The sequence below is a fragment of the Streptomyces sp. NPDC001828 genome, assembly GCF_042892175.1.
Taxonomy (GTDB): Bacteria; Actinomycetota; Actinomycetes; order Streptomycetales; family Streptomycetaceae; genus Streptomyces.
In genome coordinates, this window is sequence record NZ_JBIATV010000002.1 from 444,863 (window position 1) to 460,624 (window position 15,762).

Genomic DNA, 15,762 nt, shown 5'->3' on the forward strand with positions numbered 1-15,762 from the left:
TACTCCCGGGGGAGTAGCGGGGGTGGCCGGGACACCCGGGGGCGTACGGGCGATCTCGGTCGTGGGCGGGACGGATCCCGCCCCGCCCGGCGGGACGCTGGACGCAGCCGGGCAGGCCGCAGGGGCCCTTCCGAGACGTCCGGCCGGAGGGGGCCCGCCATGGGGTCAGGGACACCAGGAGCGACCCGTACGCCAACTGCCGTGCGCCGCAGGGCAGTTCCGTGGGGCGTGCTCGCGCTCTGGATCATCGTGCTCGCCGTCGCCGGGTCGTTCGCGGGCAGGCTCGGTGACGTACAGCGCGACCAGACCGCCGACTATCTGCCGGCCGGAGCCGACTCCACCCAAGTGGCCAAGCTCCAGGACAAGCTGCCCGGCGGCGAGATCACCGGGCTCGTCCTCGTCTACCACCGCGACGGCGGCCTGAGCGCCGCCGACCGGGCCACCGCCGCCCGGCAGGTGGACGCGGTCACCGTCCCGCCCGGCACCCCGGCCGCCGAGCCGGTGGCCGGCCTCGGCGCGGCCACGGACCCCAAGGCCTTCGCCGCCGTACGCAACGGGCCCGCCGTCACCTCCCAGGACGGCGCCACCCTCATGTACGCGGTCTCCACGGCCGCGCCCGGCAAGGACGACGACGCGAAGAAGGCCTTCGTCGAGGCCGTGCGCGACCGGGCCGCCGACACGGACGGCATGAGCGTGAAGGTCGGCGGGGACGGCGCGCTCGCCGTCGACGCGCGCGGAGTGTTCGGCTCCCTCGACGGGACGCTGATGCTGGCCACCGGCCTCGTCGTCGCACTCCTCCTGATCCTCACCTACCGCAGCCCCGTGCTGTGGCTGGTACCGCTGCTCACCGTCGGCGCGGGCGCCATCTGCGCGCGGGCCGCCGTCTACGGGCTCGCCTCCTGGACCGGGATCACCGTCACCAGCCAGAGCGCCGGCATCATGACCGTGCTCGTCTTCGGCGCGGGCACCGACTACGCGCTCCTCCTTGTCGCCCGCTACCGCGACGAACTGCGCCGCACCCCGCTCCCGTACGACGCGATGCGCGCCGCGCTGCGCGGCTGCGCGCCCGCCCTGCTCGCCTCGTCCGGCACCGTCGTGGCCGGACTGGTGTGCCTGCTCGCCGCCGACCTCAACAACATCAGAGGGCTCGGCCCGGTCGGCGCGGTCGGGGTGCTCTGCGCACTCGTCGCCATGCTGACCCTGCTGCCCGCGATCCTCGTCCTGCTCGGCCGACGCGTGTTCTGGCCGCTGATCCCGGCGTACGGAAGCGAACCGAAGCGGCGCCGCCGCGACCTGTTCGCCACCATGGGCGGCTCGGCCGCCAAACGCCCAACGGCCGTGCTGCTCACGGGAGTTGTGCTGCTCGGCGCCCTCGCGCTCGGCGCGTTCAACCTGCCCGGCGCGCTCAAGCAGGAGGACAGCTACACCACCAGGCCCGACTCGACCGTCGCCATGACCACCCTCGCCACCGCCTTCCCCGACCGCAGCAGCCGGCCCATCGAGGTGATGACCCCGACCGGCCGCGCCGACCGGGCGCTCGCCGACGCCCGCGCCGTCGACGGCGTCGCGAGCGCCCAACGCGGCCGCAGCGGCGGCGGCTGGACCGAGATCGCCGTCACCGCGAAGGCCGCCCCCGAATCGGCCGCCGAGAGCGCCACCATCCACCGGCTGCGCGACCGGCTGCCCGGCGCCCACGTCGGCGGCGCCAGCGCCCAGGCCCTCGACCTCGCCGACACCAACACCCACGACCGGCTCGTCGTCATCCCGCTCGTCCTCGGCTGCGTCCTGCTGGTCCTCGCCCTGCTGCTGCGCAGCCTCGTCGCCCCGCTGCTCCTCGTGGCCGCCGTCGTGCTGGTGTGGGGCGCGGCCATGGGCATCGGCGGCCTCGTCTTCGGCCCGGTCCTCGGCTTCGCCGGCCTCGACCCGGGGCTTCCCCTGCTGACCTTCGTCTTCCTCGTCGCGCTCGGCGTGGACTACGGCATCTTCCTGATGCACCGCACCCGCGAGGAGACCCTGCGCGGGGCCGGTCCGCGCGAGGCGGCGCTGACCGCGCTGCGCACCACCGGCGGCGTGATCGCCTCCGCGGGCATCGTGCTCGCCGCGACCTTCGCGGTGCTCGCCTCGCTGCCGCTCGTCATGTTCGTCGAACTCGGCACGATCATCGCCGTCGGAGTGCTCCTGGACACCTTCCTCGTCCGCACCTACCTCGTGACCAGCGCCAACCTGCTGCTCGGCCGCCTGGTGTGGTGGCCGGGAAGCCTCTCGCGCAGGCCGTCGACGGCCGCCGAACCGCCGCCGGAACTGGTCGGCACCGGCCGGTGAGGGCGAGGATGGCAAGGTGGCAGACGTGAACCGACCGACCGGCCCCTCCCCGGGGGCGCGGGCCGCGGCGCTGCTGCACCGCGACCCCGGGGACAGCCCGCACCCGCTGCGCGCGGACGCGGCCCTCGCCGCCGGGGCCGGGCTGCTCGGCGCGGCCATCGCCTACGCCGACACCGCCCTGCGGCCCGACGCGCTCGGCTGGGCGCTGTTCGCCGCGTCCGCGCTCGCCCTCGTCGCGCGCCGCCGCCACCCGATGGCCGTGCTCGCCGTGATCGTGGCCTGCGTCGCCCCGTACCAGCTGCTCAACAACGCCCACATGGGGACCATGCCGATCGCCATGACCGCCCTGTACACGGTCGCCGCGACCGGCACGGTCCGCAGGAGCGCGACCGTCGGGGCGTGTGTCGTGGCCATCGCGATCGCCGGCATGTCCCTCAACGGCGTCCACGGCGCCTTCGGCGTGTTCCGCACCTCCGGCTGGCTGGTGGCCGCGCTCGTCCTCGGCGTCGCCGTACGCAACTCCCGCGCCTACGTCGCCGAACAGCGGGCCGTCGCCGCCCGCGAGACCGAACGCGAACTCACCGAGGAACGCCTGCGCATCGCCCGCGACCTGCACGACCTCCTCGCCCACAGCATCACCCTCATCGGGGTGCGCACCTCGGTCGCCGCCCACGTCCTGACCGCGTCCCCCGACCGGCTCGACCGGGCCGGCCTCGCGGCCGCCCTCGACTCCATCGCCGACACCTGCCGCGAGGCCCGCGCCGAACTGCGGACGACCCTGACCGTGCTGCGCGCCGGCGACCACGGCCCCCTGTCCGACGAACACGGCCCGCTGCCGGACCTCGGGGCGCTGCCCGACCTGGCCCGCAGCGCGAAGGCCGAGCTGACGGTGGCCACCGAGGGCACGCACGTGCCGCCCGCCGTCGGGGCCGCCGCCTACCGCATCGTCCAGGAGTCGCTGACCAACGCGGTCCGCCACGCGGGCCCCGACGCCACCGTCCGGGTACGCGTGGAGACGGCCGGCCCGGCACTGCGGGTCACCGTCACCGACGACGGCCGGGGCGCCGGCCCGGCCACCGGGGGCACCGGCTTCGGCATCCTCGGGATGCGCGAGCGGGCCCGCAGCGTCGGCGGCACCCTGGCGGCGGGACCGCACCCCGGCGGCGGCTTCCGGGTCACGGCCGACCTGCCGCTCGTACCGGGCGCGCCCCAGGACCGCCCTGTGAAGGATCAGGACCACCCCGTGGAGGATCCGGACCGCCCCGTGGAGGATCACGCGGGGGAGAACCATTTTGAGGAGAGGACCCCATGACCGCCGAGCCGGACGAACGGGCCGGTGCCGCGCCGGCCGACCGGGAGACCGCCGAACCCGACGGCCGCGTGACAGCCCGGCCGGCGGAGGCCTCCGCCCCGGCCGGCCGGGCCATCCGGGTGCTGCTCGCCGACGACCAGACCCTGGTGCGGTCCGCCTTCGCGATGCTCGTCGAGTCGGCCCCCGACATGGCCGTCGTCGGCGAGGCGGGCACCGGCGCCGAGGCCGTCGAGCTCGCCCACGCGGCACGCGCCGACGTCGTTGTCATGGACCTGCGGATGCCGGGCACCGACGGCATCGAGGCGACCCGCCTGATCGCCGCCGACGAGGACCTCGCCGGGGTCAGGGTGCTCGTCCTGACAACGTACGACACCGACGAGAACGTGCTCGCGGCACTGCGCGCCGGAGCCTCCGGATTCCTGGTCAAGGACACCCGCCCCGCCGAACTCCTCGACGCCATCCGCACGGTGGCGGGCGGCGAGGCACTCCTGTCGCCGGGCCCGACGGCGAGCCTGATCGCGCGCGTGCTGCGCGCCTCCTGGCCGACACCGGGCGACGCCCCCGACGCCCGGCCCGCACTCGCCGCCCTCTCCTCCCGGGAACGCGAAGTCCTCACCCTGGTCGCCCGGGGCCTCAACAACACCGAGATCGCCGACGCGCTCGCCCTGAGCCCGCTCACCGCGAAGACCCACGTCAGCCGGATCATGGGCAAGTCCGGGGTGCGCGACCGGGCCCAGCTGGTGATCCTGGCGTACGAATCGGGGCTCGTGGTGCCGGGCGCGGGCGCCTGAGGGCCGGTCCGGGCCCGCCGTGCCGGGCGTCCGGGGATCAGTCGCGGCCCGGGGCGTCCGTGCCGGCGGGCTGGATCAGGGAGTCGTCCGAGGGCCGCGTCTTGGCGGCACCCCTGGCCGGGTCCGAGGCGGCGGGCAGCGGGGCCAGCTCGGTGCCGTTCCAGCGCAGGGTGGTCGCGGACTCGCGGTTGCGGCCGCCCGCGGGCTCGGTGATCACGAGATCGGTGCCGAGCGTCGCGGCGCTCGTCCCGGGCCGCCCCGCATACTCGAGAACGGCGTGCGCCCGCTCGCCCACGGCGGTGTACACCCACAGGATGGTGCGGCCCAAGTCGTCGTAGGCGAGCACCAGTTCACGCCTTCCGTCACCGGTGAGATCGGCGTACGCGGGCGGCCGCAGCCGGCACGACGAGCCGTCCGGGCACCCCTTCAGACCGCTCTGCACCGCACGGTCGGTGGCCGGGTCCGCGGCCAGCAGCCGCACCCCCTCGACCCGCGTCAGATCCCCGTCCGGCACGGTCACCCCCGGCACCGGGCCGCGCGCGCGGAAACCCTGGCCGGGCTTGGCGGGCGTGACGGTGGCGGTGTGGTCGGGCCACAGCGGCGACGCGGTCGCCGAAGCGGAGGGCGAGGGCGCGGGCCCGTCGTCCCGGACCCCCTCGCCCGCCGAGCACCCCGCCAGCGCCAGCACGGCAAGCACGCAGCCTGCCGCGCCGCGAGCGCGGCGGCCGGGCGTGGGCAGCGGCATTCCGGTCCGTCCAGGGGGTGAAGTCATCGGCAAGCGGAGTCCTGCCACAGAACAAGAGGGTCCTGCTGCCGCAATGGTGCCCTATCCCCCTATGCACTCCCTGGGAATCCACCCCGCCCGCGCCGCCCCCCACCCCAACCCGCCCGCCCCACAAGGCCGGGCCGGGCGGACGTGATCCCTGCCACTCTGTGGGGTGGGGCCGGGCCCCGCCCGGCGTGCAGGACAATGGGCGCATGAGCCTGTTCCGTGACGACGGCATCGTGCTGCGCACCCAGAAGCTGGGTGAGGCGGACCGCATCATCACGCTGCTCACCCGCAACCACGGCCGCGTACGGGCCGTGGCCCGAGGCGTACGACGCACCAAGTCCAAGTTCGGGGCCCGGCTCGAACCGTTCAGCCACGTCGACGTGCAGTTCTTCGCGCGCGGCAGCGAACTGGTCGGCCGCGGGCTCCCGTTGTGCACCCAGAGTGAAACCATCGCTCCGTACGGTGGCGGCATCGTCAGCGACTACGCCCGCTACACCGCCGGCACCGCCATGCTGGAGACGGCCGAACGGTTCACCGACAACGAGGGCGAACCGGCCGTCCAGCAGTACCTCCTCCTGGTCGGCGGCCTGCGCACCCTCGCCCGCGCCGAGCACGCCCCCCACCTCATCCTCGACGCCTTCCTGCTCCGCTCGCTCGCCGTGAACGGATACGCCCCGAGTTTCGAGGATTGCGCGAAATGCGGCATTCACGGCCCCAACCGGTTCTTCTCCGTCGCGGGCGGCGGAGTCATATGCGGTGACTGCCGCGTACCCGGCAGCGTCGTACCCTCTGCGGAGGCCATCGGCCTGCTCAGCGCGCTGCTCACGGGGGACTGGGAGACCGCGGACGCGAGCGAGCCGAGGCACGTGCGGGAGGGCAGCGGGCTCGTATCGGCCTATCTGCACTGGCACTTGGAGCGCGGCCTGCGCTCCCTGCGCTACGTAGAGAAGAACTGAGCACCAGAGCATCTAGGGAGAGAGCTCCACATGGCAGTACGCGGAATCCTGGGCGGGCGGTCGAGGCGCGACTACAAGACCCCCGAGCCGCACCCCTCGGGCGCGGTGCCGCCGAAGATCCCGGCCGAGCTGGTGCCGAACCATGTCGCCTGCGTCATGGACGGCAACGGCCGCTGGGCCAAGGAGCGCGGGCTGCCCCGCACCGAGGGCCACAAGGTCGGCGAGGGCGTCGTCCTCGACGTGCTCAAGGGCTGCCTGGAGATGGGCGTCAAGAATCTCTCCCTGTACGCCTTCTCCACCGAGAACTGGAAGCGCTCGCCCGAAGAGGTCCGCTTCCTGATGAACTTCAACCGTGACGTCATCCGCCGCCGCCGCGACGAGATGAACGAACTGGGCATCCGCATCCGCTGGGTGGGCCGCATGCCCAAGATGTGGAAGTCGGTCGTCCAGGAGCTCCAGGTCGCCCAGGAGCAGACCGTCGACAACGACGCGATGACGCTGTACTTCTGCGTCAACTACGGCGGCCGCGCCGAACTCGCCGACGCGGCGCAGGGCATCGCGCGCGATGTCGCCGCCGGCAAGCTCGACCCGTCGAAGGTCAACGAGAAGACCTTCGCGAAGTACCTGTACTACCCGGACATGCCGGACGTCGACCTGTTCCTGCGCCCCAGCGGTGAGCAGCGCACCTCCAACTACCTGATCTGGCAGTCCAGTTACGCCGAGATGGTCTTCCAGGACGTCCTGTGGCCCGACTTCGACCGCCGCGACCTGTGGCGGGCCTGCCTCGAATTCGCCTCCCGCGACCGGCGGTTCGGCGGCGCCATCCCGAACGAGGCGCTGGCCGCGCTGGACAAGAGCGGCGACCTCCCTCGCCCGTGAGCCCTTCCGGGGGCTCCGCCCCCAGCCCCCCGTTCGCGCCTGAACGGCGCTCGTCCTCAATCGCCGGACGGGCTGAGGTCGCCCGTACTGGCCGGCACCAAGGCCTTCAGGGGCGCGGGGAACTGCGCGAGAAGCGGCCACGGTCCGCGGACGAGAACGGGTTTTGGGGGCGCGGGGAACTGCGCGACCAGCCACGCACGGTGCGAGGCCGTGTCGCTGCCGAAGGGAAGAGGCCCGTGCGCGCAGCGCCGGGCCTCAAGGGGGGTGGGCTTGCCCCGGGGGAGTGTGGGGCGGAGCCCAGGGAACGAGGGGCCCGCGTTGGGGGCTAGGACGCTGGAGAGGCAGCGCAGGACTCGCACGTGCCGAAGATCTCCACCGTGTGCGCCACGTTCACATACCCGTGCTGCGACGCGATCGACTCCGCCCACTTCTCGACCGCCGGCCCCTCCACCTCGACCGCCTTGCCACACACCCGGCACACCAGATGATGGTGGTGGTCGCCCGAGGAGCAGCGCCGGTACACCGACTCCCCGTCGCTGGTGCGCAGCACATCCACCTCGCCCGCGTCCGCGAGGGACTGCAGCGTGCGGTAGACGGTGGTCAGGCCCACCGAGTCGCCCCGGTGCTTGAGCATGTCGTGCAACTCCTGCGCGCTGCGGAACTCGTCCACCTCGTCAAGGGCAGCCGCCACCGCGGCACGCTGCCGGGTCGACCGGCCTCGTACGGGGGCGGTATTCGACCCGCCGAGTGGCGCTGTCGTCACAGGTGCCTCCAAGCCTTGACCCGTACAAACCTTCCTCGGGCCATTGTGCCAGCTCCCGCTCAGGCCGTGACCTCGCCGGCCTGAGGCTTTGCCGGCGCGGGGACGCCGGCGGGCACGTCGAGCCCGCACTCGCCCTCGGCCGGCGCGGCCGCCCTCGCCCGGGCCCGTCGTTTGGCCAGCGGCGTCGCGAGCGCGGTCAGGACGATGAAGATCGCGATCGTGAACAGCACGATGACGGCGCCGGGCGGCACGTCCTCGTAGTACGTGACGACCGTTCCGCTCAGCGTCACCGTCACGCCGATCGCCACCGCGATCGCGAAGGTGAGGGCGAAGCTGCGGGACAGCTGCTGGGCGGCCGCGACCGGCACCACCATCAGCGCGGAGACCAGGAGCAGGCCGACCACGCGCATGGCGACCGTGACGGTGACCGCGGCCGTGACCGCCGTCAGGAGGTTCAGGGCGCGCACCGGCAGGCCCGTCACCCGTGCGAATTCCTCGTCCTGGCTCACCGCGAACAGCTGGCGGCGCAGGCCGACGGTCACGAGGAGGACGAACGCCGCGAGGAAGCCGATGGCCCAGACGTCGGACTGCGAGACCGTGGAGAGGGAGCCGAAGAGGTAGGAGTTGAGGTTGGCGGTGGAGCCGCCCGGCGCGAGGTTGATGAAGAGCACGCCGCCCGCCATGCCGCCGTAGAAGAGCATGGCCAGCGCGATGTCGCCGCGCGTCTTGCCGTACCAGCGGATGAGTTCCATCGTGACCGCGCCGAGCACGGAGACGAGCGTCGCCATCCACACCGGCGAGGTCGAGAGCAGGAAGCCGAGGCCGACGCCGGTCATCGCCACATGGCCGATGCCGTCGCCCATCAGGGCCTGGCGGCGCTGGACGAGGTAGATGCCGACGGCGGGCGCGGTGATCCCGACGAGCACCGCGGCGATCAACGCCCGTTGCATGAAGGGGGAGTTCAGGATTTCCATCATGATCAGGTCAGCAGTCCCGTGCGTACCGGCTCGGCGGCCGTGTGCGGATGTACGTGGTCGTGGCCGGGCAGCGCGTGCTGGCCGACGGCCCTGGGCGGCGGCCCGTCGTGCACGACGCAGCCGTCGCGCAGCACCACCGCCCGGTCGATCAACGGCTCCAGGGGGCCGAGCTCGTGCAGGACGAGCAGCACCGAGGCGCCGGCCGCGACCTGCTCGCGCAGGGTCTCCGCGAGGATCTCCTGGCTCTCGATGTCGACGCCCGCCATGGGCTCGTCCATGATCAGGAGTTCGGGTTCGGCCGCCAACGCCCGTGCGATCAGGACGCGTTGGTGCTGGCCGCCCGAGAGCGCGTCCACGGAGTCCTTGGCCCGGTCGGCCAGGCCCACCGCGGCGATCGCCCGGTCGACGGCCTCGCGGTCGGCCTTGCGCAGGATCCCGAAGCGGGTGCGCGACAGGCGCCCGGAGGAGACCACCTCGCGGATCGTGGCGGGCACACCGCCGGCGGCGGTGGTGCGCTGCGGCACGTAGCCGACCCGGCCCCAGGCGCGGAAGCGGCGCCGGGGGGTGCCGAAGATCTCGACCGTGCCGCCGCTGAGCGGCACCTGCCCGATGATCGTGCGGATCGCGGTGGACTTGCCCGAGCCGTTCGCGCCGAGCAGCGCGACGACCTCGCCGCGCCCCACGGCCAGGTCGATGCCGCGCAGGACGGGGCGCGAGCCGAGCTCGGCCGTCACCTTGGTGAGCGTTATGACGGGCTCCATGGCGGGTGCCTCCAAAGCGGGTGGACGGGGGGTCGCCCGGCGCTGAGCGCCCAAGTCGGTTGCCCCGGTGGTCACTTGGTGCCGAGCGCGGTGGTCAGGGCGGTCAGGTTGGACCGCATCACCGAGAAGTAGTCGGTGCCCTTCGACCGGTCGGTGATCCCTTCGAGGGGGTCGAGTACATCGGTCTTGAGCGAGGCGTCCGACGCCAGGGTCTTGGCGGTCTTGTCGCTGACCAGCGTCTCGTAGAAGACGGTCGTGACGCCGTCGGCCTTCGCCATCTTCTGGAGGTCCTTGATCCGCGCCGGGCTCGGCTCGGAGTCGGGGTCGAGGCCGTTGATGGCCTCCTCGGTCAGCCCGTAGCGCTCGGCGAGGTAGCCGAAGGCGGCGTGGGTGGTGATGAAGACCTTGGCCTTGGTGTTCTTGAGGGCGGCCGCGTACTCCTTGTCGAGGCCGCCGAGCCTGCCCACCAGGGTGTCGGTGTTCTTGGCGTAGTCCGCCGCGTGGGCCGGGTCGGCCTTCGCGAGGGCCGCGCCGACGCCCTTGGCGACCTCGGCGTACTTCACCGGGTCCAGCCAGATGTGCGGGTCGTCGCCGCCCTCGGAGTGGCTGTGGCCGTGGTCGGCGTGGTCCTCCTCGCCGGCCGTGTCGTCGTGGGCGGCCGCGTGCCCGCCCACCTCGTTGCCGTGCTTCTCCATCGTGGTGAGCGTCGAGGCGTCGACCTTCGTCCTGACGTCGGCCTGCTGGACGGCCGCGTCGACGGCGGGCTGGAGGCCCTTGAGGTAGACGACCGCGTCCGCGTCGTTGAGCTTCGCCGTCTGGCGGGCGCTGATCTCCAGGTCGTGCGGCTCGACGCCCGGCTTGGTGAGGCCGGTGACCGCGACGTGGTCGCCGCCGATCTGCTCGGTCAGGAACTGCAGGGGATAGAACGACGCCACCACGTCCAGTTTCCCGTCCTTCCGCTCCGCGGCCGAGCCCGAACCGCAGGCGGTGAGGGCCGTGAGGCCGAGCAGGGCGGCGCAGGACAGGGCGGCCGCGGGTATGAGGCGTCGTACGTTCATGACATCCATTTTCAACAAAGATGGAAACGATTGTCAATAATCAGTACGGGTGGACCCGTGCGCACGACCCCGGGCGGGAACCGATTTGATACAGGGGGTGCGGCCGCCGGTAATCTGAAGGCTTCGCCGTTCCCCCGTTCACGTCGTCGTTAATGAAGAGAGCACCGTGGCCGCCGACAAGATCGACACCATCGTCAACCTGAGCAAGCGCCGTGGCTTCGTCTACCCGTGCAGCGAGATCTACGGAGGCCAGAAGGCCGCCTGGGACTACGGGCCGCTGGGTGTCGAGCTGAAGGAGAACCTGAAGCGCCAGTGGTGGCGCTACATGGTCACCTCGCGCGAGGACGTCGTCGGCATCGACTCGTCGGTGATCCTGGCCTCCGAGGTCTGGGAGGCCTCCGGCCACGTCGCGACCTTCACCGACCCGCTCACCGAGTGCACCTCCTGCCACAAGCGCTTCCGCGCGGACCACCTCGAAGAGGCCTACGAGGAGAAGCACGGCAAGGCCCCCGCGAACGGCCTCGCCGACCTCAACTGCCCCAACTGCGGCAACAAGGGCACCTTCACCGAGCCCAAGAGCTTCTCCGGCCTGCTCTCCACCCACCTCGGCCCCACCCAGGACACCGGCTCCGTCGCCTACCTGCGCCCCGAGACCGCCCAGGGCATCTTCACCAACTTCGGCCAGGTCCTGCAGACTTCCCGCAAGAAGCCGCCGTTCGGCATCGCGCAGATGGGCAAGTCCTTCCGCAACGAGATCACGCCCGGCAACTTCATCTTCCGCACCCGCGAGTTCGAGCAGATGGAGATGGAGTTCTTCGTCAAGCCCGGCGAGGACGAGCAGTGGCAGGAATACTGGATGGAGCAGCGCTGGAACTGGTACACCGGCCTCGGCATGCGTGAAGAGAACATGCGCTGGTTCGAGCACCCGGCGGAGAAGCTCTCCCACTACTCCAAGCGCACCGCCGACATCGAGTACCGCTTCAGCTTCGGCGGCAGCGAATGGGGCGAGCTCGAAGGCGTCGCCAACCGCACCGACTACGACCTCACCGCACACTCCAAGGCCTCCGGCCACGACCTGGTCTACTTCGACCAGGAGGCCGGCGAGCGCTGGACGCCCTACGTCATCGAGCCCGCAGCCGGTGTCGGCCGCGCGATGCTGGCGTTCCTCCTCGACGCCTACAGCGAGGACGAGGCACCCAACGCCAAGGGCGTCATGGAGAAGCGCGCCGTGATGCGCCTCGACCCGCGCCTCGCGCCCGTCAAGGTCGCCGTCCTGCCGCTCTCCCGCAACCCCCAGCTCTCCCCGAAGGCCAAGGGCCTCGCGGCCGACCTGCGGCAGAACTGGAACATCGAGTTCGACGACGCCGGTGCCATCGGACGCCGCTACCGCCGCCAGGACGAGATCGGCACGCCGTTCTGCGTCACCGTCGACTTCGACACCCTCGACGACAACGCGGTGACCGTCCGCGAGCGGGACACCATGGCCCAGGAGCGAGTCTCCCTGGACCAGATCCAGCAGTACCTCGGCAGCCGACTGTTCGGCTGCTGAAGCGAGTCGGGGTCCGGGGGCGCCGCCCCCGGACCCCGTCCGCGCTCGTCACCAAGCGCCGGACGGGCCGGGAGGCGCCGCCCAGCGGCAACTCCCGGCCCGTCCGGCGCTCTCGCGTTCAAGGCCGCCGCAGCGCGACCACCGCGCACGTCACCGCCATCGGCAGCTCCGCCGTCAGCGCCAGCGTCAAGGCGGTGGCAAGTTCCGCACCCGGCGCGGCAGTTGTCACATCGAACCACGCGTCGACCAACAGCACCGCCGCCGTCGCCGCGGCGACCTGCGCGGCCCGCGGATCATTCCGCCGCAGCAGCACACCCGTACCCGTCAGACCCACCGCCAACAACGCGTCCAGACCCACCCACGCCGTCGACCAGTTCGACACCTCCGTCGTGCGCGGCAGCGTCCTGGCCAGCACCACCATCCACGGCACCAGCGCCAGCCCGGCCCCCGTCAGCACCGTCGCCAGACGCGGACGCCGCAACCCTCCCACGGCGCCCACGACAGCACGGGGCGAACGGCTCGCACGGGCCTGAGGGGCGACGAGAGTCATGGCGACGGGCTCCTTCCGGCCCGGCGGACCTCCCGCCGAGCACAGGGACAACACTCGCCCGCCGACCCGCCCGGGTCAGTAACGCGGCTGTCCGAACCGGGGGTGGTGCCAGCTCCACCCCCGACCGGGCACCACCATGATGGCAACGCCCTGACCAGCCCAACTACCCTGTGCCCATGGCAACTCCCGGCCCGCTGCGGCGCGCGTACCACTGGACCGCCGCGCACGCGCCGTGGTCGGCGTGGGCCTGGCGCAACACCACCCTCGTCGTGGCGTCCATACCCGTCGCGGTCCCCGCGACGCTCGCCCTCGCCTACACGTTCTCCAACCCCGGGCACCTCCTCAAGACCCTCGGATTCGTCCTCCTGCTGCGCCCCCTGCTCACCACCCTCCAGCGCAGCCGCCTGTGGTCACTCACCGGACTCGACATCCCGAAGATCCAATGGGCCCACCGCTGGTACCACCCCCAGGGACTCCTCCCCAGGCTGCGCGCCGAATCGACCTGGCGCCAGTACGGCTACCACCTGGTCGTCTCCCCGCTCACCGCCCTCGGCGCAGCCCTCGTCGTCCTCGCCTGGGCCGCCGGCGCCGGCTGCGCCTTCGTCTTCTCCTGGGTATGGGCGCTGCCCCTCGGCTACCGGCACCCGGGCTGGACCGAGAGATACGTCGGCCTCACCGTCCTCGGCGTCCTCCTCCTGATCGCCACCCCCTGGCTCGCCGCCCTCATCGCCCACTTCGACAACCGGGCCGCCACCGTCCTGCTCGGCCCCAACCGGGCCAAGGAACTCGAACGCCGCGTCGAAGACCTCGCCGAGAGCCGCGCCGACATCCTCGACGCCGCCGACCTCGAACGCCGCCGCATCGAACGCGACCTCCACGACGGCGCCCAACAACGCCTCGTCTCCCTCGCCATGAACCTCGGCATCGCCCGCGCCACGCTCACCGACCTGCCCCCCGAAGCCCGGGCCGTCATCGACGAGGCCCACCGCGAGGCCAAGGAAGCCATCGAGGAACTCAGCAGCCTCGTACGCGGACTGCACCCCGCCGTCCTGGAGGACCGCGGCCTCGACGCCGCGATCTCCGGCATCGCCGCCCGCGCCCCCTTCCCCGTCGAACTCACCGTGGACCTGGCCCAACGCCCCGCGCCTACCGTTGAGGCCGTCGCCTACTTCGTCGTCTCCGAAGCCCTCGCCAACGTCGCCAAACACGCCCGCGCCACCCGCTGTTCCGTCCAGGTCCGCCGCCGCGCCCAACTCCTGACGATCACCGTCAGCGACAACGGCGTGGGCGGCGCCGACCCGGCCGGCGGCACCGGACTGCTGGGCCTGCGCAAGCGCGTAGGGTCGGTCGACGGAACCATCAGGATCAACAGCCCCCACGGGGGCCCAACCGTCATCACTGTGGAGCTGCCGTGCGGGCTGTGATCGCCGAGGATTCGGTACTGCTGCGGATAGGACTCGTCAAAGTCCTCGAAATGGCCGGCTTCGACGTCGCCGCCGAGACCGAGGACGCCGAAGGCCTGCTGCGGGCCGTGGAGGAACACCGGCCACAACTCGCCCTCGTCGACGTCCGGATGCCCCCCGGATTCACCGACGAAGGCGTGCGCGCCGCCCTGATGATCCGTCAGCAATGGCCGGACACCTCCGTGTTGCTCCTCTCCCAGTACGTCGAGGAGCGCTACGCCGCCGACCTGCTCGCCACCCAGACCGGCGGCATCGGCTACCTCCTCAAACAACGGGTCGCCGACGTCGAGGAGTTCGTCGACGCCCTCAGACGCGTCGCGGCCGGCGGCACCGCCCTCGACCCCCAGGTCGTCGCCCAGCTGCTGCTGCGCCGGGGCGGCGGACCCGACCCGCTGGAACGCCTCACCCCGCGCGAACGCGAAGTCCTCGCCCTCATGGCGGAAGGCCGTTCCAACGCCGGGATCGCCGCCGAACTCGTCGTCAGCGAAAGCGCGGTGGCCAAACACATCAACAACATCTTCGCCAAACTCGACCTGCCCGTCGCCGACGGCGACCACCGCAGGGTCCTCGCCGTCCTGCGCTTCCTCGACGGCGGCCCCGCGTGAACGCCACCGAGCAGAACACCACCGGGCAGAACGACACCGGGCAGAACGCCACCGCCCGGCACGACATGGGGGAGCGGCCGCGGCACCGCACCGCGTGGATCGCCGCCGCGCTCATCGGCGCCCTGTTCATCGTCGTGCCCTGCGCCTTCTGGTCCGTGTCCGACGCCATCAGTCAGACGGCCTCCTACACCGGCCCCGACAACGGCCGCGCCCACACCGTCAAAGCCGTCGAAGTGGACGCCGGAGTCGCCCAGATCACCATCACGAGCGGCCCCGCCGACCACGTCACCACGAACGGCACGCTCACCTGGTCGATGAAACGGCCCAAGGTCGAACAGACCTGGGACGGCGACACCCTCAAGGTCAAGACCCGCTGCGCCGGCTTCGTGGACCAGTACCTCCAGAACTGCCAGGTCGACCTCGCCCTCGCCGTACCCGCCGGGATCAGCCTCAAGGTGCACAGCGGATCCGGCGACATCAAGGTCCGCGACCTGACCGGCCCGGTCGACCTGCGGGGCGGCTCCGGCGGCATCAAGCTGTACGCACTCAAAGGCCCGGTCAAGGCGAGCGTCGGCTCCGGCGAACTCCAGGCCGCCCAACTCGCCTCCCCGGACGTCTCGTTGGACACCGGCTCCGGCGCCGTGAGCGCCGACTTCGCCGCCCCGCCCCAGCACGTCAAGGCACGCGCCGGCTCCGGCAGCGTCGACGTCACCGTGCCCCAGGGCGCCCACTACCGCGTGACCGGATCCTCCGGATCGGGCGGCCGCACCATCCAGAGCGACCTGCTCGACAACACGTCCGACCGCGTGATCGACGTGTCCAGCGGCTCCGGCTCGGTGACCGTCGGCCACCCCGGGTTCTGACCCGGGATTCCGCCTCGGGATTCTGACCCGGGCTTCGGGCTCGGGATTCTGACCCGGGCTTCCGGCTTGGGCTTTTGGCCCCCCGGCGGCCGAACGCCGGGCGCGACCGGGGGTCGGGGGATCGAGGGCCCGGGACTGGGA

Annotated in this window: 15 protein-coding genes; 9 read left to right on the forward strand and 6 right to left on the reverse strand. The window is 72.2% G+C overall.

Annotated elements, in window-relative coordinates:
- Positions 1–159: 159 nt before the first annotated feature.
- The 3 genes from ACFYZA_RS08860 to ACFYZA_RS08870 are packed head-to-tail and all read left to right on the forward strand — an operon-like array spanning position 160 to position 4,425.
- Entirely contained in the window at positions 160–2,322 is a 2,163-nt protein-coding gene (locus tag ACFYZA_RS08860; RefSeq protein WP_388488622.1) for an MMPL family transporter, read from the forward strand.
- 25 nt (positions 2,323–2,347) lie between these two features.
- On the forward strand, positions 2,348–3,634 hold the full coding sequence (locus ACFYZA_RS08865) for a sensor histidine kinase (protein WP_388488623.1): 1,287 nt from the start codon (positions 2,348–2,350) through the stop codon (positions 3,632–3,634).
- Positions 3,631–4,425, forward strand: coding sequence for a response regulator (locus tag ACFYZA_RS08870; protein ID WP_382593663.1), 795 nt, complete (start codon positions 3,631–3,633; stop codon positions 4,423–4,425). Before ACFYZA_RS08865 ends, ACFYZA_RS08870 begins: the two co-directional genes overlap by 4 nt.
- A gap of 37 nt (positions 4,426–4,462) precedes the next feature.
- On the opposite strand, the gene ACFYZA_RS08875 is transcribed toward ACFYZA_RS08870, so the two are convergent.
- Positions 4,463–5,197 (reverse strand): hypothetical protein, encoded by a 735-nt coding sequence (locus ACFYZA_RS08875; protein WP_382593666.1) that lies wholly within the window; start codon positions 5,195–5,197, stop codon positions 4,463–4,465.
- A 206-nt stretch (positions 5,198–5,403) separates the two neighbouring features.
- Between ACFYZA_RS08875 and recO the strand changes: the two genes are divergently transcribed.
- The gene (gene recO, locus ACFYZA_RS08880) at positions 5,404–6,153 is read left to right on the forward strand and encodes a DNA repair protein RecO (protein ID WP_382593669.1); all 750 of its coding nucleotides are present in this window, start codon (positions 5,404–5,406) and stop codon (positions 6,151–6,153) included.
- Between the two features lie 30 nt (positions 6,154–6,183).
- A complete protein-coding gene (locus tag ACFYZA_RS08885) occupies positions 6,184–7,032 on the forward strand; it encodes an isoprenyl transferase (protein WP_167153369.1) in 849 nt (282 codons plus the stop codon).
- 325 nt (positions 7,033–7,357) lie between these two features.
- Here the strand turns inward: ACFYZA_RS08885 and ACFYZA_RS08890 are convergent, their stop codons facing one another.
- From ACFYZA_RS08890 to ACFYZA_RS08905, 4 genes are all read right to left on the reverse strand, one after another.
- Positions 7,358–7,795 carry a Fur family transcriptional regulator gene (locus ACFYZA_RS08890; protein ID WP_114035399.1) on the reverse strand — a complete coding sequence of 146 codons (438 nt, stop codon included), beginning with the start codon at positions 7,793–7,795 and terminating at the stop codon, positions 7,358–7,360.
- 59 nt (positions 7,796–7,854) lie between these two features.
- The gene (locus ACFYZA_RS08895; protein WP_388489405.1) at positions 7,855–8,769 is read right to left on the reverse strand and encodes a metal ABC transporter permease; all 915 of its coding nucleotides are present in this window, start codon (positions 8,767–8,769) and stop codon (positions 7,855–7,857) included.
- Positions 8,770–8,774: 5 nt separating this feature from the next.
- Entirely contained in the window at positions 8,775–9,533 is a 759-nt protein-coding gene (locus ACFYZA_RS08900; RefSeq protein WP_382593674.1) for a metal ABC transporter ATP-binding protein, read from the reverse strand.
- Between the two features lie 71 nt (positions 9,534–9,604).
- Complete coding sequence (locus ACFYZA_RS08905) at positions 9,605–10,591, reverse strand: zinc ABC transporter substrate-binding protein (RefSeq protein WP_382593677.1); 987 nt, start codon at positions 10,589–10,591, stop codon at positions 9,605–9,607.
- A gap of 166 nt (positions 10,592–10,757) precedes the next feature.
- Between ACFYZA_RS08905 and ACFYZA_RS08910 the strand changes: the two genes are divergently transcribed.
- On the forward strand, positions 10,758–12,140 hold the full coding sequence (locus tag ACFYZA_RS08910; RefSeq protein WP_388488628.1) for a glycine--tRNA ligase: 1,383 nt from the start codon (positions 10,758–10,760) through the stop codon (positions 12,138–12,140).
- Between the two features lie 118 nt (positions 12,141–12,258).
- Here the strand turns inward: ACFYZA_RS08910 and ACFYZA_RS08915 are convergent, their stop codons facing one another.
- On the reverse strand, positions 12,259–12,690 hold the full coding sequence (locus ACFYZA_RS08915) for a hypothetical protein (protein ID WP_382593683.1): 432 nt from the start codon (positions 12,688–12,690) through the stop codon (positions 12,259–12,261).
- A gap of 176 nt (positions 12,691–12,866) precedes the next feature.
- On the opposite strand from ACFYZA_RS08915, the gene ACFYZA_RS08920 reads away from it, so the two are divergent.
- From ACFYZA_RS08920 to ACFYZA_RS08930, 3 genes are read left to right on the forward strand one after another with little or no spacing between them, the layout of a single operon-like run.
- Positions 12,867–14,114 carry a sensor histidine kinase gene (locus ACFYZA_RS08920; RefSeq protein WP_382593686.1) on the forward strand — a complete coding sequence of 416 codons (1,248 nt, stop codon included), beginning with the start codon at positions 12,867–12,869 and terminating at the stop codon, positions 14,112–14,114.
- Positions 14,102–14,758, forward strand: coding sequence for a response regulator (locus ACFYZA_RS08925; protein ID WP_382593689.1), 657 nt, complete (start codon positions 14,102–14,104; stop codon positions 14,756–14,758). The genes ACFYZA_RS08920 and ACFYZA_RS08925 overlap by 13 nt, the downstream gene beginning before the upstream one ends.
- The gene (locus ACFYZA_RS08930; RefSeq protein ID WP_388488631.1) at positions 14,755–15,621 is read left to right on the forward strand and encodes a DUF4097 domain-containing protein; all 867 of its coding nucleotides are present in this window, start codon (positions 14,755–14,757) and stop codon (positions 15,619–15,621) included. Before ACFYZA_RS08925 ends, ACFYZA_RS08930 begins: the two co-directional genes overlap by 4 nt.
- The last annotated feature ends 141 nt before the right edge of the window (positions 15,622–15,762 follow it).

What these genes read in the sequence shown, in the direction of transcription:
- ACFYZA_RS08860 (WP_388488622.1), top strand. Translation starts at nt 160, where the DNA reads ATGGGGTCAGGGACACCAGGAGCGACCCGTACGCCAACTGCCGTGCGC.
- ACFYZA_RS08870 (WP_382593663.1), top strand. Translation starts at nt 3,631, where the DNA reads ATGACCGCCGAGCCGGACGAACGGGCCGGTGCCGCGCCGGCCGACCGG.
- ACFYZA_RS08875 (WP_382593666.1), bottom strand. Translation starts at nt 5,197, where the DNA reads ATGACTTCACCCCCTGGACGGACCGGAATGCCGCTGCCCACGCCCGGC.
- recO (WP_382593669.1), top strand. Translation starts at nt 5,404, where the DNA reads ATGAGCCTGTTCCGTGACGACGGCATCGTGCTGCGCACCCAGAAGCTG.
- ACFYZA_RS08885 (WP_167153369.1), top strand. Translation starts at nt 6,184, where the DNA reads ATGGCAGTACGCGGAATCCTGGGCGGGCGGTCGAGGCGCGACTACAAG.
- ACFYZA_RS08895 (WP_388489405.1), bottom strand. Translation starts at nt 8,769, where the DNA reads ATGGAAATCCTGAACTCCCCCTTCATGCAACGGGCGTTGATCGCCGCG.
- ACFYZA_RS08900 (WP_382593674.1), bottom strand. Translation starts at nt 9,533, where the DNA reads ATGGAGCCCGTCATAACGCTCACCAAGGTGACGGCCGAGCTCGGCTCG.
- ACFYZA_RS08905 (WP_382593677.1), bottom strand. Translation starts at nt 10,591, where the DNA reads ATGAACGTACGACGCCTCATACCCGCGGCCGCCCTGTCCTGCGCCGCC.
- ACFYZA_RS08915 (WP_382593683.1), bottom strand. Translation starts at nt 12,690, where the DNA reads ATGACTCTCGTCGCCCCTCAGGCCCGTGCGAGCCGTTCGCCCCGTGCT.
- ACFYZA_RS08920 (WP_382593686.1), top strand. Translation starts at nt 12,867, where the DNA reads ATGGCAACTCCCGGCCCGCTGCGGCGCGCGTACCACTGGACCGCCGCG.